This is a genomic window from Bradyrhizobium sp. USDA 4449 (assembly GCF_054056275.1).
Genome location: NZ_JBSRYD010000001.1, coordinates 3,184,879 through 3,211,180, shown reverse-complemented (window position 1 = coordinate 3,211,180; position 26,302 = coordinate 3,184,879). Strand labels below are relative to the sequence as shown.

The 26,302-nt window shown below is 57.3% G+C and carries 21 protein-coding genes and 2 pseudogenes; 6 read left to right on the top strand and 17 right to left on the bottom strand.

The genetic code is table 11. From position 1 onward, the window contains the following. Positions 1–355: 355 nt before the first annotated feature. From ACVIIW_RS15230 to ACVIIW_RS15200, 7 genes and pseudogenes are all read right to left on the bottom strand, one after another. Positions 356–700, bottom strand: coding sequence for a hypothetical protein (locus ACVIIW_RS15230; protein WP_456701494.1), 345 nt, complete (start codon positions 698–700; stop codon positions 356–358). 290 nt (positions 701–990) lie between these two features. Continuing rightward, positions 991–2,232 carry a cytochrome P450 gene (locus ACVIIW_RS15225; protein ID WP_456701493.1) on the bottom strand — a complete coding sequence of 414 codons (1,242 nt, stop codon included), beginning with the start codon at positions 2,230–2,232 and terminating at the stop codon, positions 991–993. 363 nt (positions 2,233–2,595) lie between these two features. Continuing rightward, positions 2,596–3,431 (bottom strand): annotated as a pseudogene (locus ACVIIW_RS15220) (pantoate--beta-alanine ligase). Positions 3,432–3,589: 158 nt separating this feature from the next. Then, entirely contained in the window at positions 3,590–3,958 is a 369-nt protein-coding gene (locus ACVIIW_RS15215; RefSeq protein WP_456701492.1) for a pentapeptide repeat-containing protein, read from the bottom strand. Beyond that, entirely contained in the window at positions 3,955–4,758 is an 804-nt protein-coding gene (locus ACVIIW_RS15210) for an ABC transporter substrate-binding protein (RefSeq protein ID WP_456701491.1), read from the bottom strand. The genes ACVIIW_RS15215 and ACVIIW_RS15210 overlap by 4 nt, the downstream gene beginning before the upstream one ends. 44 nt (positions 4,759–4,802) lie before the next feature. Beyond that, positions 4,803–5,648: pseudogene (locus ACVIIW_RS15205) on the bottom strand (LLM class flavin-dependent oxidoreductase); the annotation flags it as partial. Then, positions 5,630–6,151 (bottom strand): LLM class flavin-dependent oxidoreductase, encoded by a 522-nt coding sequence (locus ACVIIW_RS15200; RefSeq protein ID WP_456705160.1) that lies wholly within the window; start codon positions 6,149–6,151, stop codon positions 5,630–5,632. The pseudogene ACVIIW_RS15205 and the gene ACVIIW_RS15200, both read right to left, overlap by 19 nt. Before the next feature lie 1,736 nt (positions 6,152–7,887). On the opposite strand from ACVIIW_RS15200, the gene ACVIIW_RS15195 reads away from it, so the two are divergent. Together ACVIIW_RS15195 and ACVIIW_RS15190 are read left to right on the top strand one after the other, a co-directional pair. Continuing rightward, positions 7,888–8,790 (top strand): hypothetical protein, encoded by a 903-nt coding sequence (locus ACVIIW_RS15195; protein ID WP_456701490.1) that lies wholly within the window; start codon positions 7,888–7,890, stop codon positions 8,788–8,790. Between the two features lie 309 nt (positions 8,791–9,099). Next, positions 9,100–11,532, top strand: coding sequence for a hypothetical protein (locus ACVIIW_RS15190; protein ID WP_456701489.1), 2,433 nt, complete (start codon positions 9,100–9,102; stop codon positions 11,530–11,532). 539 nt (positions 11,533–12,071) lie between these two features. Here the strand turns inward: ACVIIW_RS15190 and ACVIIW_RS15185 are convergent. Beyond that, entirely contained in the window at positions 12,072–12,512 is a 441-nt protein-coding gene (locus ACVIIW_RS15185; RefSeq protein WP_456701488.1) for a VirK family protein, read from the bottom strand. Positions 12,513–13,099: 587 nt separating this feature from the next. On the opposite strand from ACVIIW_RS15185, the gene ACVIIW_RS15180 reads away from it, so the two are divergent. The 4 genes from ACVIIW_RS15180 to ACVIIW_RS15165 all read left to right on the top strand — a co-directional run bounded on the left by ACVIIW_RS15180 (position 13,100) and on the right by ACVIIW_RS15165 (position 18,472). Then, positions 13,100–14,068, top strand: coding sequence for a hypothetical protein (locus ACVIIW_RS15180; RefSeq protein WP_456701487.1), 969 nt, complete (start codon positions 13,100–13,102; stop codon positions 14,066–14,068). 1,580 nt (positions 14,069–15,648) lie between these two features. Next, on the top strand, positions 15,649–16,338 hold the full coding sequence (locus ACVIIW_RS15175) for a response regulator (RefSeq protein WP_092235790.1): 690 nt from the start codon (positions 15,649–15,651) through the stop codon (positions 16,336–16,338). 42 nt (positions 16,339–16,380) lie between these two features. Continuing rightward, entirely contained in the window at positions 16,381–17,826 is a 1,446-nt protein-coding gene (locus ACVIIW_RS15170) for a type II and III secretion system protein family protein (RefSeq protein WP_456701486.1), read from the top strand. Positions 17,827–17,839: 13 nt separating this feature from the next. After that, positions 17,840–18,472, top strand: a complete 633-nt coding sequence (locus tag ACVIIW_RS15165; protein ID WP_456701485.1) for a CpaD family pilus assembly lipoprotein — start codon at positions 17,840–17,842, stop codon at positions 18,470–18,472. A gap of 187 nt (positions 18,473–18,659) precedes the next feature. Here ACVIIW_RS15165 and ACVIIW_RS15160 read toward each other — a convergent pair whose 3' ends face one another. The 9 genes from ACVIIW_RS15160 to ACVIIW_RS15120 all read right to left on the bottom strand — a co-directional run bounded on the left by ACVIIW_RS15160 (position 18,660) and on the right by ACVIIW_RS15120 (position 26,298). Beyond that, on the bottom strand, positions 18,660–19,697 hold the full coding sequence (locus ACVIIW_RS15160) for an EscU/YscU/HrcU family type III secretion system export apparatus switch protein (protein ID WP_456701484.1): 1,038 nt from the start codon (positions 19,695–19,697) through the stop codon (positions 18,660–18,662). Then, positions 19,694–20,509, bottom strand: coding sequence for a type III secretion system export apparatus subunit SctT (gene sctT, locus ACVIIW_RS15155; RefSeq protein ID WP_456701483.1), 816 nt, complete (start codon positions 20,507–20,509; stop codon positions 19,694–19,696). Before sctT ends, ACVIIW_RS15160 begins: the two co-directional genes overlap by 4 nt. Positions 20,510–21,145: 636 nt before the next feature. Further along, positions 21,146–21,421, bottom strand: a complete 276-nt coding sequence (locus tag ACVIIW_RS15150; RefSeq protein WP_456701482.1) for an EscS/YscS/HrcS family type III secretion system export apparatus protein — start codon at positions 21,419–21,421, stop codon at positions 21,146–21,148. Between the two features lies 1 nt (position 21,422). Continuing rightward, entirely contained in the window at positions 21,423–22,088 is a 666-nt protein-coding gene (sctR, locus tag ACVIIW_RS15145; protein WP_456701481.1) for a type III secretion system export apparatus subunit SctR, read from the bottom strand. After that, the gene (sctQ, locus tag ACVIIW_RS15140) at positions 22,081–23,136 is read right to left on the bottom strand and encodes a type III secretion system cytoplasmic ring protein SctQ (RefSeq protein ID WP_456701480.1); all 1,056 of its coding nucleotides are present in this window, start codon (positions 23,134–23,136) and stop codon (positions 22,081–22,083) included. The genes sctR and sctQ overlap by 8 nt, the downstream gene beginning before the upstream one ends. Before the next feature lie 57 nt (positions 23,137–23,193). Then, positions 23,194–23,730 (bottom strand): hypothetical protein, encoded by a 537-nt coding sequence (locus ACVIIW_RS15135; protein ID WP_456701479.1) that lies wholly within the window; start codon positions 23,728–23,730, stop codon positions 23,194–23,196. Beyond that, positions 23,706–25,058, bottom strand: coding sequence for a type III secretion system ATPase SctN (gene sctN / locus ACVIIW_RS15130; RefSeq protein ID WP_456701478.1), 1,353 nt, complete (start codon positions 25,056–25,058; stop codon positions 23,706–23,708). The genes ACVIIW_RS15135 and sctN overlap by 25 nt, the downstream gene beginning before the upstream one ends. Continuing rightward, positions 25,058–25,681 (bottom strand): type III secretion system stator protein SctL, encoded by a 624-nt coding sequence (gene sctL, locus ACVIIW_RS15125; RefSeq protein WP_456701477.1) that lies wholly within the window; start codon positions 25,679–25,681, stop codon positions 25,058–25,060. Before sctL ends, sctN begins: the two co-directional genes overlap by 1 nt. Next, positions 25,678–26,298 (bottom strand): nodulation protein NolU, encoded by a 621-nt coding sequence (locus tag ACVIIW_RS15120; RefSeq protein WP_456701476.1) that lies wholly within the window; start codon positions 26,296–26,298, stop codon positions 25,678–25,680. Before ACVIIW_RS15120 ends, sctL begins: the two co-directional genes overlap by 4 nt. Between the last annotated feature and the right edge of the window lie 4 nt (positions 26,299–26,302).

Here is a 26,302-nt window from a genome sequence, read left to right as displayed (position 1 = left end):
GGCCGCGTCGCCATCCGGTACGAGTCTTGGTCGTTTGCCGGTGGCTCCGTCGATGTAAATGGGTAGTTGGGACAAACCTCGCCCTTAAACGGCGAATTATTGTCAAGGAGAAATGGCCAGCTCAAATCGACTGACAGAGCTAGCCTTGCGGCGGCATCCTACGAACTTTTAAGTAGAGTTTGACAGAAGCGCTCAATAGAGCTAGCCGAGAGCCAGCCGCCGTATACCGGTGAAGAGATGCTGAACCAGTATCGATATTTATCCTCGTCCGAACCGGCAGACTCGCCCCTCCGCAGCTCCTCAGACTGCATTTCGCAAAAGCCGCGGGGCCATTTTCGCCACCGTCAAATTACCTTCATAGAAATATGGCAGCGAGTGCGCCAAACGCACCCAGAAGCAGCCCAATTAGCGAACCGACGGTCGGTACATCTCTAAAGAGCAGAAGCGTGAGTATCGGCTCCAGCACCAGGATGGCGCCAACGGATATCGCGACAATGATCCAGATATTCTTCAGATGCATGTAGCCAAGTGCGTATCCGAATACGAGGAGGATGCCGGCGAAGGATGCCAGGAGAAACATCGGCCACAGCATCGCCATGTGGCCACCTGTTTTTCCGAATTGTCTTGAGGCAATCAACTCGGCCAGTATCGAAAGCGCTTCTCCAAGAAAGATCGCTGCCACAGCTACAATTTTCAACATCAAGGTGATCGGCCTTTACGGTTCCGACTATTAAGGCAGCCCAGACACCTGCATCGGAGTAGCCGTTGAGGTTCAATTATCCACCTGCCGAGCGCGTGCGAGGCGGACGTACGCCTCACCTATCGCTTCTTGCGGGTCTCGTTCCAAGCGTCTGCGGGCCCGCAATCAGCTCCCCGCATGCAACAACGTTTCGCGTCGATCACCCATCTGCGCTCCTTGCAGAAACGCAAGATGGTTTAGGACAAGCCCGCTCCGCCGCCTGCCGTCTGCGTGAGCAGCGCAATGTGGGCCTAGGCTGTAATCCGCACAGGGAGAGCCGAATAGCCGTGCACGAAGTTAGACGCAATCCGCTCGGGTTCGCCGACAACTTCGAACCACAATTCCGCGGACAAAATCTCCTCCCAGAGGACCCTCAGCTGCAGCTCCGCAAGATGTCTGCCAAGACACCGATGGATGCCGAATCCGAACGAGAGATGCTGCCGCACATTCTTGCGGTCGATCACGAAACTGTTGGCACTCTCAATGACCTCTTCGTCCCTGTTACCCGAGATGTACCACATGACGACCTTGTCGCCCTTCCTGATCTGCTTTCCGCCTACAATGCTGTCGATCACGGCAGTGCGGCGCATATGTGCAATTGGCGTCTGGTACCGAATTATCTCGGACACGGCGTTCGAGACCAGCTTGGGATTGTCAATGAGCTTTCGCCGTTCGGATGGGTACTGATTCATGAACAGGAGACCGCCAGTAATCGAGTTGCGCGTGGTGTCATTGCCCCCAACAATGAGTAAGATAAGATTTCCGAGGAACTCACTTGGCACCATGCGGCGCGTGGCCGCCGAATGCGTCATCAAGGAGATCAGGTCGAGGCGCGGCTCGGCTTTGATGCGCTCGTTCCAAAGTCGGGTGAAATAGGCTAGGCACTCGGACAAGATGGTGCTTCGCTTCTCCCAGCTGTCAATTGCATGGCCTGCTTTCGGAGCTGTAACAGCTACATCCGACCAATAGGTCAGCAGTCGCCGATCCTCAAATGGAAAGTCGAATAGCGTGGCGAGCATTTGCGTCGTCAACTCTATTGAGACCTTGTCCACCCAGTTGAAGACTTCATTGCGCGGCAGGCCCGCGAGGATCGCCCTGACACGGGACCGAATCAAACCTTCGAGCTTGTTCAAGCTTTCCGGTCCGACGATCGGGCTTACGGTATTGCGCTGCTCGGCGTGCTTGGGAGGCCCCATCTTGATGAAGCTTGGGGTCCAGTGCTCGCAAGGCACGTCGACAATAGTGACCCCTTGTTCTGACGAGAACGCCTGGTGGTTTGTGTCTACGGCGACGATATCCCGGTATTTCGTTATGGACCAATATGGACCATGAGCGCTGTCTTGACAGTGGTGAACGGGATCTTCCTTTCGCAGTCGCTCAAAGCAAACCCATATGCTGTCGTCTTGAAAGCGCTTGCCATCGCTTACATCCAACTTCCTCAGCGGGATAACATACGAATCGTCCGTCCGGTGATCTTCCGATAGCGTTGTCATGGTTATCTCTGCAGATGTTGCTCTCGAGAGTTTACCGTCTGGAGGCGCCATCGTTTCGAGCTGCCGCAGCGCTGGCTATGGTGGGCCGCTGGACCAGTATACCTCAAACGGCAACCAGCCTACCCTACCGTGTCGGGCAGGGAGGAACGCATTGACAACTCGATCTACTCAGTGGATCAGTGAGGGCTCTCAGCGCTGGTGAGAGAGATCGCTATGTTCTGGAGCGCAACACATCAAGCCGATTGCACCTACACAAGATAGCCGGTCTTCGGATACGGCGGATGCCTTGTGTTCAAGTCATGGATGAACAATCGGCTGGCTAGGGCTGATCCGGCAGGTCGATCCAGATGTTCGAAGGGCCTTTCAGGAGAGTATCCTGATCTGGAACGTAGATATTATCGAAGATCTTAAGACCATGAGCCGTTGCCGCTCCAAAAATGATGAAAGGGAGCTTGGCATGCTCCAGGTCTTCGAAGTTGTCAGCGTCGATAATTCGAACAAAGTCGAGGTTAAAGTGGCGGAACTTGATCTGAGACGTAGCGGATGCAACCAGATCTTGGCGCTAGATATCCCTCGGACGACCTCCTTCCTCGCATGGTTGAGTGCCGTGAAAAGGCACGACAGCTCATCAAGCTCAGAGCGGTTAAATCGCCTCAAACGCGACGAGATGGGCACTCCTTTCTTGTATGTCACCGTCGGCACAAACCTTATCTCGCAATCCAGAAGGAGGTCTGCGACGGCGCGCTTCACCATGATCGCCTGGCCGATATCTTTCAGGCCGAAGTAGCTGCGTGTTGGTCGCGCATAGCAGATGCAGCGGACTGCTCCAGTAACGGCTTCTTCCAAATAGGCATCACGCCCTCCTAACCGCAAATGACCCTCACCCTGCGACACAAAGGTTCGATAGCCGGGCGGGAACATCTCGGTGTCGTTGGACGAAATTACGGCAGTTGCGCCCGACCGTAACGCGACCCCAATATCCTCATCTAAATTGAAATCGTAACCCCCACCTGGCCTAAGCTGGATCTTGTTCGGGTACACCGTGGCAATCGGGACGTCATTTTCGACTGCCGCCTTCTGATCAGTTCTGCATGCCCTCGATGTAGGGCGCCGAGCGTATGTACCGTCCCGATTGTCTGCCCTGTTCTCGCCACCTCGCGGATGAACGCTTTACCTGCGGAAAGACCTGCCAGATGCATTTTCTTACTCCAGTGTTTTTTGAATGCCAAAAAGGCGATCTAGTCGGTCCGATCGCGCAGAAGTTCTGCCCTCGCGTCTCGTCCTGACCGCGAATCTCAAAGAGCTCCGCGCACAGCTCCGATGATCGCCCAAACCGTCCTTGTGCAGTCCAAACAGGTCAGGTGGATCCTTCTCGCCCCCGTCTGATCAACGATGACAATTCAGCGAAATAGCTTGATGGCTCACGCCGCTCCTGCCCCTTCAGAGCAGCCTGCAGGCCCGGACATCGGTCAGCAAAGAATGGCGGCTCGAATGTGGTTATCTTGGCGTCCGAAAAGTCGGCCTTCACGAAGCTGGCCTGGAACGGTGACATCCCACTCAGGTTCGCCCCGCGCAAGGATGATTGATTCATGCGAACGTATGCGGCACGCGTTGCCTCAAGGTTGCTCTTAGCCATTCCCGCGGCAAGATACGCCTGAACAAGATTGGATCCTTCAAGATTTGCGTGGTTCAACGCCATTGATTGCGGGGGATCACCGGTGATCATCGACCTGTAGAGATAGGCCTTAGAGAGGTCTGCGTGTTCAAGATCGCAGTCGCGCAGAAAGGCACAGCGGCCACAAAAACCCTGGCGGTCGCAGGCGCCGAGTTGTAGTCGGGATTGCGGCGGAAAGTGACCTCCCTTCCATGGCGCCATTTGTCCACAATGAATGGACCTGAGCCGACAGGACTCTCGCAATTTACCGTAAGTCCGCGTTTGAGCGCGGAGGGTGAGAGAATGCCTTGTGAGGATTGGGCTAACACGTTCAGCAAGGGTTGAAATGGCGCCTTCAAGGTGACCTGTAATCTCAGAGGAGCGATTGCACTTGCCGATTCGAAGCTATCACTGAGATAGGGAGCGGCAGTTGGATTACGGCGATCAGGGTCGTTGCTGAGCCACCCGTTGATATTGTCGGCGATGGCCTGAGCATCCAGAGACGTGCCATCCGTGAATTTCACATTCGGCTTTATTTCAAATGTGTATACCCTTTTGTCATCGGAAATTGTCCATGACTCGGCCAGCCAGGGCACAATCTGGCCATCTTCACTGCGGGCGACCAGATTGTCACTGTACTGGCGTTGCAAATACCATTGCTGCACCCACCCTCCGAAGAGGCACGGTGGCTCTTGAAAATGCCCATAACGAACAACCCCTCCTCGTTTGACCGCTGGCGACTCTTGAGCATGGCCGCTCGGCGCGAACTGTGACAGGCTTTGCAGCACCAATAGACTCGCGGCTACTTTTCTTGCGAGACAGTTTGGCCGGCAAGTGAAGCGCATCGATGAACGCGTATTGGATACAGACATGTCCGAGCTCCAGGACAATGAATACGGAAAGGCCGAATGCAGCGTCACACCACTGAGGAACGCGACGTACTCGCCGGTTCGATGGGGAGGGGAATTCCCAAATGCTCGCGCAATGTCTCCCCCTGATATTCTGTGCGAAATAGACCGCGCTTCTGAAGGAGAGGCACGACATGGTCGACAAAGGACGCAGTCCCGTCAGCCAGCACGTCCGGAATGATATTGAAGCCATCCACCGCGCCGGCGCGGAACCAAGCCTCGATCGCATCTGCGATCTGTTCGGGTGCGCCCACCAGCAAGCGGTGGCCAAACGCCTGAACGCTGGTGATGATCTCGCGAACTGTAAGGCCTCGACGCGCCAGAGTTTCGACCGTGCGATGGTGCCCAACAGAAAACGGAACGCTGTCTGCATCGGGCAAAATCTCCTCCGGAATGGGCCTTTCGAGGTTAAGCTTCTCGACCGCCAAGCCCATGCTTCGTGCAAGAGCGGCGACAGCGCGATTCAGGTCTTGCAACTCGTCAAGTTGCGCTTTGCGGCGAGCCGCCTCTTCTTCAGTCCCGCCGATACAGATGACAAGACCTGGAAGGATCAGCGGAGCCGTAGGGCGGCTGAATTGACGAGACAGAGTACGCAGGCGCTCGGCCTCTTGCAGCGCAGTTCTCAAGTCGCCGGCTGCCGCGAACACGACATCTGCGCTGCGGGCGCCGAGCCGCAACCCAGGATCCGAACCGCCCGCCTGAACGATGACTGGATGACCTTGATGCGAAGCGGGATGTGTGAGTGGGCCACGGATGCCAAAACTGTTCTTTTCAGGGTCGAGCAGCCGAAACAGACGCTGATCTGCATAAACTCCCGCTGCTTGGTCCGCGATGATCATCTCGCCACTCCAGCTGAGCCAGAGCGCCCGAACAGTTTCAACAAAGTCCTCAGCGCACCGGTAGCGATCCGCTCGTGCGAGCTCTGGTCCGCCAAATTAGCTACCGTCGCGGGGCTCGAGGTCGTGACTGCGTTCCACGCCACACGGCCACCGCTGATGACATCGAGCGATTGGAAACGCCGGGCGAGATTGTAGGGATCATTGTAGGTGGTCGATGCGGTGGCGATTAGCCCAATCCGCTTCGTTTCACGTGCGATCGCAGCCAGGACCAGCGTTGGTTCAAGCCCATTAAGCGGCGGCTGGTGGGTGATGTCGAAGCTTATCGCGGGGTATCGGCCAGGAATACGGCGTCTAAGCGACCGCGCTCCGCAAGCTTCGCAGCGCGGACGTAGCGGTGTCGAAAAAGAGCGCTTGGATTTGTGCCTGGCCAGCGCCACGCGGCAGAATGACCACCGGCACCATGAAGATTCAAGCCGAGATGAAGCATGGAGTTGCGGGAAGACATCACAGCCCCTCATGCGGTGGCCGCTGGGCCACTCAGCGGCCTTGTGCACAAGTTGATCTCGGCAGCGTTTCGTGCATGCTCACCCTGAACGTGCTTCGGGCAGCCAATTTGAGGGATAGACAACAAACAGTCGGCTGATGTGAGTTGAACGACACCAAAGACGCTTTTGCTAGGCCTTGGGATGAGACGCGCTCCGAGCACGTCGGTTGCCGATTGACGCCGAGGTGATAGCTTGCCTCCAGCGGCTGGTTGCTTCCACACGCGTACACTCACATCGGCTCTCCAGATTTCATCAAAAAGCTGTCCCTTTTCACGAAGATGTTTTGGATTGCATTCGCTATCGAAACCTTTGGACTTCCGACCGAGCTAGCAATCATCAGCTAGGGACCTCTAGAGGTCCAAACCATGCAAACGCAGTAGTTGAGTATTTCAATCTACTATCGTCCCTTGGCATCCTCTTCTATTGCGCTGTTTAACTTTCAGCCGCTTATTCCAACGTGTTCTCTGATCGGGTTCGTCGGACACGCTACCTAATTGCATCGAGTGCAGTTGGCGGCACCGGCGAAGCGAACCAGATGACTGGATGCACTCGAGAACACGGAGCAGATTTGGCGACATGATTAGGCAACGGCTTGCTGCCGCGCTGCAAAGTGACATCCAATCAATAAGGCGTTCCCAAGCCCACCATATAATATTGCGATGAAACATTTTAGATTATGGATGCCTCGCAACGGCAACAATTCGAGGCTGCACTTCGTTCTGCACCACGCCCGCGGTCTTGCGGATACGAGGATGCTGCGATCTCCTTAATTCTCGCGCGCGGCGCATGTCCTCGCGTACGGGTATGATGGCGGACCCCAATTTGCCGAGCGCCCGTCTTCGCGGCCCCGGAGCGCGCCGATATGTGCGCGGACTCAGCTATCTTGGACACAGCCGCCCTTGAGCATCAAAAATGGCGGCGCATCAACGTCGACGAAATCACGTCACTTACATACATGAGAGTGGGGCGTCTCTTGAGATGGATCGTTCGTGGTCTTGCCAAGGTCTGGCTGGCAACTCAACGTCTCATGTCGGATGCTGGATTGAAATTGCGTCGACCGGGTCGTGTTCTGCGACCAGCTTCCGGGTCGTCCGCGCGACTCCTCACCCCCAATCCGTCCCAACAAAGCACAATGAGCTTCGTCCCACGGCGGCGAAATCACGAGCCAGGTGGCTGCGGCACCGGCCACTCGGATCGGAGCTGGCATCTCGACGCACCGTTCAACGAGATCCACTCGCGCAAAATGCAAACCTGGCCCAGATAGGCTTATCCACGCAGCGCACGATCAGCGATTGCATCGCTTTCGCGACCTGCTTCGCCCGGCCCCATCGCTCGGGCCTGCCGTGGGGCTGGACAGGGGCGAAGGGACCATCTCGCCCAAACTCAACTCTACAGTGACCAACCGGCACGCCAGCACAGCCGCAAGGGCCGAAGTTTGTTTCAACCAATGGGCCTGGTCAGCTGTTCGACAGCTAAGCCCTCTAGCATAAGCAAACGTCTCTATCCGGACTAGCAGGCCCGCTTGATCGTTCAAGACCTGGAAAGGAAGGACCTGGATCCTGGGTCAGCCCGATCCGTACGCGCTCAACATACCCACCCGTTCGAGAATCATATCCGCTGGAAATTTTATCAACTGCCGCTCGGCTTCTGAATCTCTCGGACCAACTTTGCTCGAACGACCTTGACGAGGCAACCAATGGGAGAAAGCAATGGGCCCATTTGACAACTTGAATCCGTCCGCGGCTCGCATGAGCCACGTCGATCCGCAACAGGAAGAGACCGAAGCAGACTTTGAGCTGCGGCTTAGGGAGCAGCCGCCAATCCTGTCCGCACCAGCCTCAGCCGGGGCTGAATCGAGCCGAACTGCAACGGACGGCAATAGGAGAGCGCACCTTATCCCAAAGGACGAACGGTGCACAGCCGCATCCTTTGTAAAAGCGCGCGCTCAACTCGCCGCAACGCTGACCTGCGCGAACATTGCGGAACTCAGAAGAGAAATCGAACTCGCTGCGCAAACATCAGCACAATGGGCAAGCGAGACTGGGCCGTTGGCCGGCGGCGTGGATCGTAGCCGCGTTTACGACGACCTGGTGGCATCGTCCTACGCGGAGCTGCAGCGCTTTCAAAACCACGCCAGCCATTGCAAGCCCCACGTGTTGGACGGTCAAAGCGCGATGGCCCATTTGCGTTCCATGGCGGCTTTGCGTTACGACGTCGCGCCCTGGAATATCTGGGGAGGCCAACAACTTGATCTCGGCCGCGCAGCCGCAGAGCACATGAGGGGCGATACCCATTCTTCGCCTTTTGTATCACTGTCCGAAGAGGCCTCTCAACTGCTCCTTTCGCCGGACGACGATAACGAGCATGGCGCCAAGGCAATCGCGGAAAACGCAAGCGAGCTGCACACCTACACGGTGCCAAGGGTCACCACATGGACGGCCGAAGAGATCGTCAGTATTCTTGAGGACGGGACTGAGAATGATGAACCCAATCTGGCCTGGGTGAGCGATACCCCAACTGAGGAGCGCGAGGTACTGTTTCTGGGCGGGGATCTGGATAACTATCGGACCGCTAGCGCATCGAATCCATACAGAAAGTCGGGGAAAAGCTGAGAGTAGGAGCTCCTGAACCTGAAAGGCCGATTCGCCTTTTTCCGACACTCCAAAAAATCGAAAGCGGCGTTCGCGCCATCTACAACACTCCGTCCGCCTGGCCAGCGGGGAAGGAGCCGGCGCGTAGCGCACTGGACGGGGTTTTCAGCTGAAACCTGCATCTCTTTAAATTCGCCGCACTTGTCGTGGGTTAGAAAATGCACTTACCGACCATTATTCATTCAGCTTTCCGCCCGGCCAGGCGGTCAGGTTTTGGAAAGCTGACGTGAGTAGCGAAAGAACACGAGGGCGACGCTAGCGAACGAGACCATGGACCAATTCAACAATATCCACCCCGCCGATAAGGAACCGGCCGCGTTCGATGCCACCGTAGAGCAACCCGAACGGCAGCAAGCCGATTTTGAGCAGCACGTCGGAGATGCGCGTTCGGCTGGCCCAATATATCCGCACAGGGAGCTTTATGATGTCTCTGAGGAAGATGATCGCTTGATCCAGGCAGCGTCCACCGCTGCGCTCGAGCGAGGCCCACCGCCAGGTCCAACCACTGTCAGCATTTATGATCGTCGACTTCGTAAACTAGCCGAGTTGCTGCTGAAGGAGTCAGGCAATTCAATGGCTGGGCTCGATGACGATGCGTTACTCGGTTACGCCAAGAAACTGCTGCCAAATGACAAGGTGATCGCTTCAGCATTGTTGATGGTCAGCCGCTACCGCGAGCCTGACGCCATCGCTTGGTCCACTGAACATTACCGTCCTTGCAAGGAAGATGCACGCCTCATCAAGGTGGCCGCTGAGGCAGGCTTCGGTCGAGCAATCGACCCCAGAACGGCTTTAAACTATGCTAGCTGTCTACGGAAGCTAGCGGCAGCACTGCGACCCTCGTCAATTACTGAGCTCAGCGACGACGCGCTGCGCGGTCATGCCGCCACTTTGTTTCGGAATGACAAGAACCTTATCTACGCCTTGAACAGGCTTCGCGAGTATCGGGAGATCACCGGTCAGGACAATTTGGGAGGACAAGGAGTCAGCTCGAGTGTGGCAACAGATCCGGCCGCCCGCTCTTCCATGCAGGTTCTCGTTGATCATCATTTGGGGAATGCTGCGGATCAGGGTTCACCGCCGGCTGGCAATTCCAATCCTCTGCCGGTTCGACACGAAATAGGTTTAGCCGCTCATTCTGCCATACAGAGTGCCGCCCAGGACGTGCTTTTCGACGCGGAACGGAGCGACGAGCTTCCAGCCTTCGGCGTCAATGCCCCCTTGCTTTGGCAGGGAATGCGTGGCCCAGCTTGCTCGCCCGTGCAAAGTTTCGCTCAGGAGGCGCTTTTCGATGCCGCCGATCGCGAAGGCTTACTGCCAGCGATATCCTTCGATGCACGGGAGCTTTGGCCAACGACGAGTTCGGCCCCCCACTCGCCCGGGCAAAGTGTCGCCCAGGAAGCGCTTTTCGATGCCGTGGATCGCGAGGGCCTGTTGGCAGGCGCACCCTTCAATGCTCCGGTGCCTTGGCCAACAATGAGTTCGGTTGTCCACTCGCCTGTACAAAGTGTCGCCCAGGAACAGCTTTTCGATGCCGCGGATCGCGAGGGCCTGCTGCCAGGCGCGCCCCTCAATCCTCCGGTGTTTTGGCCGAGAATGAGTTCCGTCGCCCATTCGCCCGCGCAAAGTGTCGCTCAGGAAGAGCTTTTCGATGCCGCAGATCGCCAGGACCTGCAGACAGCCGCCGCTTTCGATGCTCTGGTGGTTTGGCCAACAATGAGTGCCGTCGCCCCCTTGCTCGTGCAAAATGTCGCCCAGGAAGCGCTTTTCGATGCGGCGATCCGGCAGCCCAGCGCTCAGTCGCCGAGTCCTGCCCCTGAAGAAGACTTTGGACGAATGATGAATCGAGATGCTGCGGCCCCGCCTACACTTGATTCGACATTCTCCGCTGCCGGCGAGAGCTTTGACGCCTCCTTCGCCGTTCCCGAGAATTTCTTCCATGGCACCCAGCCGGCACCGGACATGCTGCGCTCTGAGCTCAGACGCTGGGGTCTGTTGCCGGATGCAGCACAGCGGGTAAAGACCTACGACATTCACGGTGAACGCTATACGGCCGTGTTAGGACCGCGTGGGCGTGATGATGTTCAGCTCATCCATCTGCAGTCTCCTCCTGTCGGCGATACATTTGATGTTTCGTTCGCCGTACGAAAGGACTTTTCCCATTGCACGCAACTGGCCCCCGACGTGATGCTTTCCACGTTGGGCAAGTGGGACTTCTTGCCTAACGCAGAATATCCACTCATGAACTATGAGATTGACGGCGAACGCTATACGGCCGTGCTGGGGCCAAGAGGATCCAATGACGTTCAACTGATTCATCACCCAAGGTTCGTTTCGAGGAGAGAAGCTGCGCCTGCGACGCCGGCGGCTCCCCCCGATACTTACGACGGCCGCGCATCTGGGTTTGATCGACCCTCCTGGTTCGAATCGCCCGCGCCGCACCTCCAACTGCCGACCGCAGTGCCGCTCTCCGGCCACCCCCTGGTTCCGCAATTGCGTGAACTCGGAGAGTTGTTCGGGCACGACTGGAGGCACGGTCCGCGAGAAGCTTCGCCTCTCGTGATTGACATGCTCCAAAACCTGGGCCTTCTGCCGAGCCAAGGCGTCCCGATGACCGGCTTTTTGATCCACGGCCAGCCCTACACGGCTGAAAGCCTACCCGGAGGGCGCGTTATTCTCTTCCATCGGCCGCAATTTGGCTGACTGCTCGGCGGCACCGCGGGCAACCGCTAAAGGTCCCGCATCCAGGTCGGATCATGTTATTTTCAGAAATCAGAGTCGCGTCCGAACGACAATTGAAACGGTGAGCAAGCCCCGTAGCGGCCATTCATAAAATGATCTTTAGCCGGTGCTCCAACCCTACGACTGCATTCGGCAGCGCGGACCTTTCAATTGAAAGACAAAGCCGCGCATGAAAGATACGAGCGCATCCTGGGGTGGCCGCGGGTCAAGCGAAATCATCCCCGAGCCCGCGGCTTGATCGGCTTATGAATACACGACCCAACAGGCCGGAGGGAGTGCGGACGTTTCTTACCCGGCTCATCTGAAGTGTTCTGCTGAGAAGCCTTGGCACCAACCATCTGGTGACAGGGCGAACCGCCGATCCTCCAATCGCTGAGATGGACTGGAGATCGACGGCCCTCATGACTTACCTTGGTCGAACCGTAGTAAGTTGGCGCACCTCGAACTTTCCCAGAGCGGAAAGACAGCCAGAAAACCCCTGAGCGCCCCTGTGCTCTTCCTTACCAGATGAACCTTGCGCCATCCGGCAGTTCGCAGATGAATTCGCCCTGGTTCACAAGCTCCGTGGTTCCGACAACAAGCTTCGAGGCTCGCACCGTCAGCTTGCCTTCGCGGCTAAGGCTATGGCGGATGTACTCGGTCACGGCATGTCCAGAGCTGTCGACTGTTTGGTGAGCATTGGCGAAACTGATTCCGTTCTGGACCGTCACCCTGAATGCATTGATGACCAGACCGGCCTGCGTCGCCGATGCAGGCTTGCCGCCCTCAGCGGAGTTACAGCGGCTCATATCCAGTACGAGCTTCACATTCTTCCCCGCCTGCAGGGCATTGAGAACCTCGGTGTATTTCGGCGAGGGCTCATCGGCTCGCGCGACCGCGCTAACGCTCGCGACCGAAAGCAAGGACAACAGGATAGTCAGTCCTTTGCCGGTGATCTTCATATTCTCTTCTCCCTCGATAAGTACCACAGCTTACGTTCTTCAAGATGTTCGTGCTGGCAAGCTGTTTGGCTTTCATTCAGCAAGCGCGCTCACGCCTGTACAAAAGCAGCGTCCCGCAATCAGGCGCAAGTCGTTGTAACGGCTATTCAGACATCACAAGATCGTAGGTCAGGATTTTGAGGGGCTCCACCTCGTGGGCGTCGACTAGAAGGATTTGCTCGATGGCCGCTTGGAACCCACAAAAAAAAGACGAGCGGTCGCGCTAGTCCGCTGCAGGCCTAACGAGCCAGGAGATGAAGCCGTCACATCTGTGGAATCAGATGATGCACGAAAGAATCACTCGATCATCCGCATGCGATTGCTTGTACATCTTCGTCAAGGACTGTCTGCGATAGGCGACGCATCCGCAACAAGGTGGCGGAGCGAACCCGACGCCGCGATCCCGATCTAAGCCTAGTCGAATCGGAAGTGGCAGAAACAGAAGGCAGCGGTTAAGCTCAATGGCCTCTTTCCGACCGTCAGCTTCTCGAAAGCTGCACCTGCAACAGTCAACGCTGACAGGCGGCACTTGGAAGGGAGAAAGAGAGATGAACGTCGATCCGAGGAATGCCGCCGACAATTCCTTTGAGATTCAGCAGCCGCGCTACATCGGTGGACAGCAGGACCAGCTTAGCGTGCAGACGAGCGCACCGGCAAGTTCAGAAGCTCAAGCGAGCTTTGAGCAGCAGCTAAATGACTTGGCTCTAGCCGACTCGGACTCGTCCGCCCCAACCTTGGAGTCAGTCTCCTTAGCGTCAAATTCCGCGATGGCAGCGCCGTGGTCTGCGCCAAGCGAGGCGGCCCCTGAACTCAGTCGCTATCCAGCCTCATCATTCGTCAGTGCGCGCGCTCAGCTTGCCGCAACGTTGACAGGTGCCACTCTCGAAGCACTTCAGAAGGAAATCGAACTCGCCCGACAGCAAGCAGCACGTTGGTCATCGGAGACCGAAGTTGCCAATGATCGAGACCGCGTATTCGACGACGTTGCGGGATCGTCATATGTCATACTTCGTCGTTTTCAGAATCGGGACACTGATTGCAAGCCCCATACCGAAGAAAACACAAGCGCAATATCTCATGTTCGAAGCACGGCTCGGGATCATGCTTCCGTTGGAGATCCTCTGGAACGGTATCCCATGGATCGGGCACGCCAGGCTGGATGGCATATGCGCGGCAAGACGACAACTTCTCCATTCGTGTCTTTGGTCGAAGAGCCCGCCAAACTGAGCGTTTCGCGTGACCACTGGGCGAGAGCGATAGCCAACAATGCCAAAACGCTGCACACTTATGTGGTACCGAAATCTGCGGTCTGGACACCTGACGACGTGCTGAGCAGTATCGCTATCGGAATGAATGCGGGAGACCAGGACAACGTCGATGCGGATGTGGAACTGATGTGCTCGCTGGGCAGAACGCCGACCCAAGAGACCGAACGCTTGTTCCTGGGCGGCAATTTGGACAGCTACCGAACCGCCAGCCAAGAAAACCCCTACCAGCGGAAAACGGGCGAGAAGTGATTTGACAGGCGGCAAACGAGCAGTTCTCGGGCATTCCACCCTTTCGCCATAACGCCCACGCTAACGACTCCTTGCCCCAGCAGTGCCGTTTCACGACCCGGGTAACACTTAGCGACTACATCACCCCATACCCTGAGCAAGGGATGAAGCGCGCCGACATCCAAAGAGGTCGCTGCTGCTTCCTGGAGGAAACGCGCGCACCGCTTTTCGTCGCACACATCCCCTATTCGCTACCTGGATGTGTTCCATCAAAACAATCGATTTTGCCGATCTTACCCAAACGTCTCATAATCGATCGCGACCTATGGAGGCAGCATTCAAGAATGTCGCGTGGCAATCGATTCTCTTACAGCTCTCTGCCGCTTAACTCGGCTCGCGCGCTCGCGCGTCCACGATGCCAAGACTCGCTTCCTCATAGGGGCGTCAGTCCGCTCGTCAGCGTCTGCTCACCAAAAATGAGACGCACGGGCTTGACCTAACACCGAGACGTCACGTCCCTAGCGCCAGCAAAGACGACTAGCGCCAAATGCTGTAATCGGCTGTCATCAAGCGACGCCTTGATCGGGTCGACGAGCTTCTCATGACATGGCGAGAGACGCGAGTGTTACCTGGCGGTCGATAGTCTGGCTTCGGACCGTGTCGCCCTCGCTTAAATAACCGTCGCGGTTTCGACAATGCTGGACCAGCGCCCAAATCCACTTGAATCTCACCTAGCGTCAGATTGTAGCATTTCCGACAGACCGCGACACACCCCCCGCACGCGTGAACCGTTCCTGACAGGTAGCGAAATTGCGAACGTCTGAAAATCACAAAGTCCACCCGACATCGCTTATGTGGGAGCAGAAGACCTCACGCTGCTACTCTGGCAAAAAGAGGAGTCGTCACGTGAGCAATTCGCTTGAGATCTCTATCTCGCGTCTGCCGTGCACCAAGCTATGTCAAATTAGACCGCCGTATCTTTTTAGCGCCGTCCAGATCTACCGCGAGCGCCCTCTTCAAGCCGAATACTGCATTGGTCTCTCGTATCGTGCATCTCGGTCCGAGTCATCGCCAGATCCGTGTCGCAAGCCCGGTGCTGTTGTATTGGCGTGATCTCCACGGCACGACGGCTCAACAACCCAGCAACATCGCCATGGACCCAACGAAATAGGAAAGTTTCTAACATGTCGGTTTCATTCTTTCGTTCGGCCACAAATGCAATCGTCTTTCGCGCTTTGGCTTCGATCGCGCCACTTGGCGCTATTCGCCCTGCGGGCGCCCCGCCAGCGGATGGAAGAGGGGCTGTGATCGGTCTACAAACCAGTCGGCAGGCCGCTGCGGCCTTGATGTCCTCAAAAAAGAGCAGGTCTGTCGCTGACACCGCAGGCATGCCGAGCAGCGCCGACGGTGTAAAAAGGCCGCGCTCAGCAGTCGAGTCGAAGACGACAGATCGGCAAGCTTTGATGGCCCTTGGGTCTGTTCCGTCCTCTCGCTTCGAACTCTTCGTATTCACATCAGTGCAACCGCCTCTCAGGCTCATCGAATCCCAGAGGTAGATGTGACTTGCTCAGGTCGTGGTGTGGTGGACGAAAGGCGATGCAATGCGAATTCTTCTGGTTGACAATCACGCGGACTTCGTTCGTGACGTGAAGGACGAACTGTTAAATTGCGGCTTCGCCGTTGACGTGACACGAACGCTGGATGAGGCCGCGGCAGCGCTCGATTGCGCGAATTACCATATGGTCCTGCTCGAATTGGCTCTGCCGGATGGAGACGGATTGGACTGGCTGAAGCAGTTACGGCGCGACGGGCGGTCTATGCCGACCATGATGATGAGTAATTTCAATGATCTCAGTCAGCGGATTGCTATCTTCAATGCCGGCGCGGATGATTTTCTGCCCAAGCCTGTTTCTATCGACGAACTCATTGCTCGCATGCGGGCTATTCTGCGACGGTCAACGCAGATGACGGCGCCGGTGGTGACATTCGGTAATTTGCATTTTGATCCCATCGCGAGACAAGTCTCGGTCGGTGGCCGAGTGCTGAGAATTGCGCGCCGCGAAGTGTGCATTCTTGAACATCTGCTCAGCCGCGCGGGCCGTACCGTGCCGCGCACATCTCTCGAAGATAGCTTGTATGCATTTGACGACGAGGTCTCGACCAATGCGCTGGAGGTCGGGATCTATCGCTTACGCACGCATTTAAGCCAGGCGGGAGCAACGCTCAGGATCAAGACCGCGCGCGGTGTCGGCTACACCCTTGAACTCATTAGCGCAGCATCGGCCGCCTAGCCGATCTAACTTGAAAGCAACACTCCCTTGAAGCTCCTTAAAATGGACCACGGCTCTGATGCGCCGTCGATGGTCGCCAGCGGCTCCCATCATGTCCCGCTTCTCCGCCTCGCACGCGCTCTATGCGCGCTTGCTCTGTTATTTCCAATTGCTGTCACAGCTCAAACAAAAAGCAGTGGGGAACCGCAACGTGCTGCGCCTGACGGCAACACCGGCACGCTCAATCTTACCTCCTCACAGGGTAAGACGGTTCGTCTGAACGGACCGGCAGCGAGCATCTTTGTTGCCGACCCCGCAATTGCTGATTATCAGGCGCCGTCGAACACGACGATTTTCGTGTTCGGCAAGAAGTCCGGGCGGACGAGCCTGTTCGCTCTGAACGACAAGGGAGAGGCTCTGGCCGAGCTGCGCGTTGTCGTTACCCAACCGATTGAAGATCTGCGAGCCGCACTAAAGGCTGAGGTCGGCGACTATCCAATCCAGGTCAGCTATACCCCGCGTGGCGCAATGCTTAGCGGCACGGCACCCAGTGCCGATGTCGTCGAGCTAGCCAGGAAAGTTACTGAGCAGTTTCTTGGGGCGGGCTCGCTGGTTGTCAATAAGATCCAGGTCGCCGGCTCGTTGCAGGTCAATCTCAGCGTAAGGGTGGCAGAAGTCTCCCGGAGCGCGGTAAAGGATCTCAATATCAACTTCTCCGCTTCCGGTCCAAACGGCGCTTTCCTGGTTACCGGCAAACCGGGCGGCTCCAGCGCGGCAGCTGGCGCGGCGGCCGGCGGCGGCACTATCGGGATCGGGTTTAGCGCTGGAAAAACGAATTTAAGCGCTGTTCTGGACGCGCTCGCGAGCGAGCACCTCGCTTCAATCCTGGCTGAGCCGAATCTGACAGCGATGTCCGGCGAAGCCGCAAGCTTCCTTGCCGGAGGCGAATTCCCCATTCCGGTGATGCAGGATAACCGGCAGGTTTCGGTCCAATTTCGCCAGTTCGGCGTGAGCCTCGAGTTCGTTCCGACGGTTCTCAACAATAATCAGATCAATGTCCGTGTGAAGCCCGAAGTCAGCGAACTGTCGAGCGAAGGCGAAGTCAAAATCAACGGCATGGCGGTCCCTGCCCTCTCGACTCGGCGGGCGAGCACCGTGGTCGAGCTCGCCAGCGGTCAGAGCTTTGCAATCGGCGGCCTCATCCGGCGGAACTTCAACACTGATGTCGACGAGTTTCCCTGGCTCGGCGATGTGCCGATCCTGGGCGCGCTGTTTCGCTCCTCATCGTTTCAAAAACGTGAAACCGAGCTGGTCATTATTGTCACCCCCTACATCGTGCGGCCCGGACCGAATCCGAACCGGATGAGTACTCCGAGCGAGCGCATCTCACCGCCTTCAGACGCGGGGCGGATTTTGACGAACACGGTGGCCAGACCGCCGCGAGACCGCGATGCGCCTCGCGCCAGCGCACCAGGATTGACCGGCAGCGCCGGTTTTATTATCGAATGAGGATCACTAAACAATGAGTTTGCGATATCTGTGCTACCCCATCGTTATCGGAGCAACATTGGGGGGCTGCGCCAATACTGCTTCGATCCGTCCCGCGCCCGCCGGCCAAGAGATCGAGGTCGAGCAGAAGAGTAGCGTATTGTTCCTGCAGAGCCTTCGTGGCCCCGAACGGCATCGGTTGCGAAGCTTTATTGCAATGACTAGTCGCGGCCGGCCGGATGCGCTCCATGTGGGTATCATCGGCGCACCAAGACTCATTGCACAGGTCGCCCACGAGGTTCGCGCCATGGGCGTTGCCAACTACAACATCCGCCTGTTCGCCTCTCGTATGGATTTGCCGGCTCGTTCCGGGGTGAGGATCGAAGCCATTACCTTCGAAGCCCATCCTCCGGTCTGCCCGTCGCTCTCCATCGTCGGTCCTACAGTGAACGACAATTCGTTCAGTCCAACCCTTGGCTGCTCAGTCCGAAATAACCTTGCCGTCATGATCAATGAACCTGGCGACTTGTTAGGCAATAGCGCTGTCATGCCGACCAGTGGTGATCGTGCAGTACTTCCCATTACCCAACGTGGGGCCACGTCGTCGGGCAACAGGAGCAATTCGGACGATGAAAGCCATAACAGGGTTGCGCAAGAGAACCAATAAGCGGCTCGTGAGACCCAAGCAGCATGGCCGTTGGTTGGCGTTCTTGTCCATATCAGTCTTGGAATCCGCCGACGAGCGATCTGGACTCCAATTCCCCGGGTTCTTTTCTTGGGATCTTGCAGATCAGGTTCTCGGACAGTGGGGTCGTTGACAAGAGAGTTTAGCCATAGCTGGTTTGGTACGGACGCTAAACTAGGCCGGCGGCAAAGACCGCCTTTGCAACCCTCTCGAAACACTCCATCGGAACGGCCTTCCCCATGACACCTTTTCGGATCAGCTGACGCGCCAGCACATCATCCTTGACAATGCTCAGACGTCTCGCGCGCGCCTCCGCCAGTAGCTGTGAGGCCGTTTCGCCCTCACCGCGGCACACCAGCACCGGGACGCCGGTCTCGCCTCGAACGTAGCGCAGCCCAATCAATGTCGCGCGCCCCCTCAGTATCACTGTCGCCCGTTGAATTCCGAGCGGAGACTCGTTCGACGACTCCCGGCGGAGCCTGCGGTGTTCACCCTTGATCTGCGGATTACCATCCTGTTCCTTGGATTCGCGCTTGGCTTCGCTCTGCGTCATGCGCATGTCGCGCAAGAACAACCAACGCTGAATGAGCAGATCGGCCAAGCCGCCAATCAGAAGAGCGCCGGCAGCAATGGCGATCAGAACTTTGAGCTCCTCAAAGACGAAACCGAAGCAGCTCAAGTCGCAAACCGGCAAGTATACCAGTGCCCTCCAACTTGCGAGCACGGTGAACACGAACGCACCGCCGAGAACCAACACCTTAACGATAGACTTTCCAAGCTCGACAACCGACCGCTGGGAGACAATCCGCTTCAGCCCTTTGACGGGGTTCAACTTCTCAAAGCTGGGTTTAAGCGGCTCAACCGAAATCGTCAGCCCGCCTCCGGCCAAGGCACCAGCCAGCATCGCCGCAACGACCGCGGCACCTAGGATGGGAGCCGCGGCACTTATAGAAAGGTCCAACAATCCGAGCAACGCCTGCCGGACCGCACTGTTGAAGGGTTGTTCCTGCAGCTTGTCGATCAGCCGCACGGCTTCGCGCCATCCGTCTTCGATCGGGCCGGCCCTGAAGCACAGGCAGCCGAAACCAGCGCAAAGGCTTGCCGCAGTCACAAAGTCGGCGCTGCGCGGGCTCTGCCCTTTCTTGCGCGCGTCCCTCAGCTTCTTGTGGCTTGGTGGAAGGCTTTTCTCTTCGCTCGTGTCGTTCATTTCAAGAGCTTCTCGAGCCACTCCAGCACGCCGTTGAACTGACTGATCTCTGCTTCCATATAGTCGATCAGGAAGACGGCGTAGCTGACCATAATGATGCCAAAGGCAGCATTTTTGATGGTCGGAGAGAGATCGTTCAGCTTGATTTGCGGCGCAAAGCGCCCGAGCAGCATGAGAGATACGTCGATCAGAAGCAGCAGAGCCAGCACGGGCCCGGCGACCACGAGCGTCGTATGCATGATATGGTCGAGAAGCCCGATAAACTCCATCGCTCCTTGGTGGGTCAGGGGCGGCAGCAGCCGATACACGGGCCAGATCAGGTAACTTCCATAGAGGGATCTGACCATGGTCTGCAGACCTCCTGATACAACGAAGATAGTGATCGCGGCAGTCCCGAGAAAGAGCCCCATCGGGGCGGTTTGACTGCGTGTACCAGGATCGTCCACCTGACTGGAGATGCCGCGCTGGGTGTCAATGATGTCACCAACGGCCTGGATGCTCCAAAGCGGTATACTAACGAGAAAGCCGAACAGCAGGCCAATAAACATCTCCTTCAATCCCAGGAGTGAGACCGCAATCATACGAGTGCCCGGATCTAGTGTCTGCAAGCCGTTCCTGATCTGCATCAAGCAAGGCAATCCAATCACAATCGCCGCACTTGCGCGGATAACCCCGCTAATGTGCGGTCGCGTGAATACCGGAAGAACCAGCATAATGCCGAGCGGCCGGGCCGCGCCAAGTCCGGCCGCAACGACGAACTCGACAGCAGTCTGAATCAGACCTTGCGTATCGGTGGGTGACAACGCATCCATCTGAGCTCAGCTTGTGGTTAAATCAGCCAATGCAATGTCGCACCTGCGTCGCCACATGTGAGATGTCAAGAACTCTGCAGATCTCGCTTCCCAGAGGCTGGAGAGCGACATGCCACCCCACAACGCAGGTGACTTCGAATTCAACTGTCCACATGACTATAGCCATTCGAAGCCGAGGTATGACCATCCGATGAAAGGACCGGCGGACTCACCAGGCTTCTTCCACACTCACCGCTCGAAGCGCTGTTTGGAGGTCTGAGAGCCTCGAATCTTTCATCAATCTCGCCATTCTATGGGGTCGGTTTCGAGCGGCCTCTTCATTCGCAGGCTCATTCCCAAGAACGCCAGAATCATTGAGCCGCTTGCAATCAAAGCGGTTCGCCCGTTCACTGCGCGACAACTCGCCAGGCAAAGAGTCTCAGCAGGTAATTCGTCTCAATCGGATTGATAAAAATTCCAAATGGGATCATTCTTCCTCCGAATACGGCCGGCCCAGGGAGCCGAACACGACAGTTCGGATATCTATCCGTCTCATGCTAGTGAGGCGAGCTTTCAATAAGCTGACGAACTCGTCCTCTTGCGGTTCATCATAAAGGCCGACAAACACGACATATGCGAAGTCTTGCGTTCCGCGCACTAATACCTCGCTGTGAGAGCGGGAAACTCAGTGAAGATATGCTGGGCTTGCTCGATCAGCGGCGCGCTCAGCACCGGAGCAAACAGAACGAGCACGGCGACGACCACGAGGAGCTTCACAGTAAGCGGCAAGGTTTGATCCTGGAGCTGAGTTGCTGCCTGCACGATGCCGACACCCAATCCAGCCACGAGGGCTGCCAGGAGCGGCGGTAGAACCCAGATCATGAACAGGACCAGTGATCGGCTCAAGTGGGTGAGGATGCTGGCCTCGTCCATCTCAACTCCCCGGAGATGCGTAGCTTAAGACCAGCCCGTGCATGAGCCGCGACCAGCCGTCGATTGTGACGAACAGAAAGAGCTTGAAAGGAACGGATATCATTGTTGGTGACACCATTGACATGCCCATGGCCATCAGAATTGTCGTCACAATTAGGTCAATTGTGATGAAGGGAAGATAGAGAAGGAAACCGATTTCAAACCCACGCTTGAGCTCCGAGATCAAAAAAGACGGCACGAGGATCGCAAAATCATCGGCTGTTGCGTTGGCGCGCATCTCCTCCGACCAGATATGTTCCGTCGATGACAGGAGGAACGTGCGCTGCTCCTCAGTCGTGAACTTTTTCAGATGGGCGCGCAGCGGCTCGCTGCCCTCCTTTGCGGCGGTCAACCAGTCATCGGCGGTTTGGTAGCGAAGTTGCATATCGGTGATGCGGTTGTAGGTTTGCTCGAATACTGGGGCGCCTATGAACACGGTAAGGATCAAGGCAGCGCCATACAGAACGATGTTTGGTGGTATGGACTGAGTGCCGAGCGCGTTACGGATCAGGAAGAGAACGACAGAAACCTTGATGAACGCCGTTGTTGTGACGACTGCGAACGCCAGCAGGCCAAGGCCAGCGGTCGCCGCAACAAGCGCAAGGATGCTCGGTTGAATGTCAACCATTGACCGCCAACTTGCTACGTAACCGGATACCCAACGCTTCACCGACACGTACGATGTCGCCGCGGCCGATCAATTGACCATTCGCAACAATATCGACCGGAGCGTCCACCGGCCGCACAAGCTCGAACACGTGCCCCTCGTTGATGCTTCTCAACGTACCCAGCGGGATGGGCCAGCGGCCGCATTCGAACACAAGCGTGATCTCAACACTGTCGAGGTCGGCTTCCGAGGGTGGGATTGCTTGCTCAGCTTGGGGGCGTATGGTCATATTTGCATACCTTAGAGGATTGGACTGCAGGCGGAATGGCCCCCGAAGGATAAGTCTGTCGCCCGCGGCTTGCGCGGGCGCCCACAACTTGTCGGCAGCGAGGATGAGCTGGCCATGGGCAAATGGAATGACGTCGGGCAGCAGCGCGTCCCCGCGCTGCGCTTGGCGAAGAAGCTTGATGGGCGCGCGCAGCGAGCCAATCTCTCTCGCAATTACGACCGGCAATTCCGAAGAAATATTGCATAAGTCTCGCGGTAATTGGCCGATCAACTCGCCCAAGGCACGAAACGCAGGCGGAACCAGACCGTCAAGAGGCGCGAACAAGAACAGGCGGGCCTTGGCCCTCAGCGGCCCGAAAGTAACATCGAGCTCCAAATAGGGGTCTTTGGCCGTTGCGTCTTCGACCCGGATTAGCTGCAAATTTCGCGCGAGCACGATCTCTGATTGAGCGATCCAAGGCTCCAGTGCAAGTTCGAGAAGAAGCGAGCGGGTTGGATCGGAAGGTAAAGTAAGGCCATCCTGGACCGTTGAAATGAGTGCCTCGACGAGAAGTCGGGGCAGGGACAACACAGCGGTCTCGCCTCCGACGCAAAATACGCAGTCGAGCATCGACATGGCATATGGCTCGGCCCGCCAAACGAGTCGACTCATACGGATCGATAGCGGCCTATCGCCGGTGCGGCCCTGAAAAACCGTGCGCGGTGCGGCGATCTCGTTGAGCAACGAGATCACTTCATGCGACAGCTTTGCCGCTGGCTGAAATGGTGCGAGTTCACCCATAGCATTTACCGACAGTTTCCGCGGGCGCAGCTCGCGACGCATTAAGATAACTAGCCATCAGTTCGAGCTACCGACCGCCTGGCAGCGCGAACCACCCTTGTATCGGAGCAAGACCTCGTCGTCGGCCTCGATTTCGGCTGCAAACTCCGAACAGAGAGCGGTAGTGCGCTGGACATCGCCCTCGATCTCCTGCCATTTCTGGCTCGCAGTCGAACGCTTGGCCCATATGTTCCGCGCCTCGTTCACTGCCTGCTGGGCCTGCTCGTGCGCGATGTGCGCCTGCTCGCGCTCCTGGCGTGTCGATTCGATCTCTGCTGCCAGCCGCCCAAGGACTAGTTGACAGCGACGGTCGAGCTCGGTCACGGACATCGTCTCGAGCGACGCCAACTCCTGATAAAGTTCAGCTTCGACCTTGGCGCGACGATTCTCCGCGGCTTTAAGACTCTCACACGCTCGCTGCAGCGCATTGATCGCAGTTTGGAGTCTGGCTTCCATGTTCGACAATTCACGAAGCGCGCTTCGCTCTCTGATGTCTTTCACCTGTCGCAATTTCGACGCTTGCACGAGATTCAGGCCGCCAGACGCGACATCCATGAAATGGTCTCCTCAAAGCTAGACGGCTGGTCCTGTCCCTGGCGCAAGAATGCGCGCAGTTCCTCAATTGAATCGATTGCCCGATCAGTCAGTGGATCGCTGCCCGGCTTGTATTCACCGACCTTAATCAGGAACTCAGCCTCATTGTAGCGCGAGAGCAAATCGCGGAAGACGGATGCCGCCTTGCGATGTGGACCAGAGGCGACCGCATCCATGACACGACTTCGGCTCGACAGCACGTCGATGGCGGGAAAATGCTCTCGCGAGGCCAGCGCGCGCGAAAGAATGATATGACCATCGAGAATGCCGCGCGACTCTTCGGCGATCGGATCGCCCGTGCCGTCACCTTCGACAAGCACAGTATAGAATGCCGTGATCGAGCCCCGCTCGCCCATACCGGCTCGCTCCAACAGACCAGGAAGCAGAGCAAAGACGGAAGGAGGAAAACCGCGCCGGGTGGGAGGCTCTCCGGCGGCAAGGCCGATTTCGCGCATCGCACGGCTAAATCGCGTCAGCGAATCCATCATCAGAACGACCTGCAAGCCTTGATCACGAAAATACTCAGCGAGTGCGGTCGCCATATGAGCGCATTGCGCCCGCTCCATTGCCGATCGATCGGATGTCTCAACGACAACGATGGTGCGAGCGAGGGCATCGCCGATATGACGTTCGATGAATTCACGCACCTCGCGTCCACGCTCTCCTATGAGCGCAACCACGGTGACATCGGCAGCCGCGCCTTTCACAATTTGCGACATCAGCGTCGACTTACCGCAACCGGCATCTCCATAGATTCCGATTCGCTGACCTTCGCCACACGTCAGAAGTCCATCCAGCACGCGAACGCCGAGCGGAAACGGCTGCTCGATGCCACGCCGCCTCATCGGGTTCGGCGCCTTGCCGCGGAGCGGATAGGTCTGGACCGTCTTTATCGGCCCCTTGCCATCGAGTGGACGGCCGAAGCTATCGATCACGCGGCCTAGCAAGTCAGGCCCAACTGACACTTCCTGCATGCGTCCGGTCGGGAGCACTTCCGCGCGATGGGACAAGCCTACCATATCGCCGATGGGCGTCAGCAACACCCCGTCCGGCAGCAAACCGATGACTTCGGCCTCAAGTGACCATCCGGAAGCGTGGTCCTGCAACAGGCAAAGTTCTCCAACACGAGCCCCTGGCAACACGGCATGAAGCAAGGTGCCAATCGCGCGCGTAATCCGTCCCCGCACGGCACGCGTATCGACATCCTTTGCTGCGACTCGTAGAGATGTTATCGCCGCATGCACATCTCCTTCTCCGGCCGCTTGATCATGGCCTGATCGTTGGGTCATCACGGATAGAGTTCCTGAGAGGATGGATTAAGGCCGAGACGCAATGTGCGGAGCTGGGCGGCGAGTCCTAAATCGACACTGCCGAACTCACTCCACAGAACGCACTGGTCCGACGCTACGGCCGGGTCCGGATTAATTCTGACTTTCGGCCGACCATCCGTTCCATCGAACGCCAGAAATTCATGCCTTAGTGCATCAGCGTTCACAGGAGACACGTGAAGGCATAGTTCCGCGCTGCCATATCTTTGCTCGACCGCGTGACGAACGGTCCTTACCAACATTTCACCCGGATCAAAGGAGCCCAATAAATCGGTCAATATCTCAATGACGAGCTGCGGCAACTCTCGCTGCAGAACGGCTTTTCGCCGGGCCACATCGGAAGCAACTTGGGCGATCAGCTGCGCCATTTCCTCCGAGCCTGACCCAAGACCCTCGCAGTGGCCGCGCTCCCGCTCCTGCTGATAGGCTTTCCTTGCCCAACTGCGAGCCTGCCGCAGGTATCGCTCGGCTAGCGCGCGCGTCTGCACCGCATCGGACCAGATACCAAGTTCCGCGGCTGGTATGAGGGGACCAAGCGGCCGTATCCGCGGGCTATCTGGCAAGGCTGTTTCATTGTCAGTCATGCCGCAGGCTCCTCCGTGGCCAAGTGGGCCACCACCAAAGCCAGTAACTGACCCGCTGAGTTGTGGTGTTCCGCTGCGGGGGATTCGGCGGTGGTCCCCACGGGTAAGCGGAAAAGAACGCGCACACGGTCAAGCTCTGACGCGTCCTTGAGCCAAGCGCCAAGGCAGGCACATCCGTCATGTTCAATCTGGCTCGCAAGCTTCTGCGGATCGTCAATCGATGTGGTTGCAACGGCGCTCGATAAGTGTCGGATTGCGAAAGCATGTGCTTCCGCACCAATATTTTCGATCAGAATCGCGACATCATGCCTTGACACAAGCTTCCGCACCGAACGGGCATGCCAGATACTGCCAGCGAGCAGCGCCGCCGTACGCGGATCATGCCCGAGCAGAACGTCCCTACCCCAATCGATTCCGTTCGAGGCCAGCTCATTGCCTAGCAGCAATTCTACTAGTCTTTGCTGCAGTCTCCGAGTCTTCTGTAACCGCAGCACTGTGTCGGCCGACAGCGGCCCATCAAGATGGCGGGCAAACCGGCTGGGATGGATCAAAGCGGCAAGCCCGCGCAGGCGATCGGAATGCGGGTTGAATGAATAATTTGGGTCAGTGGATGCCATCGAT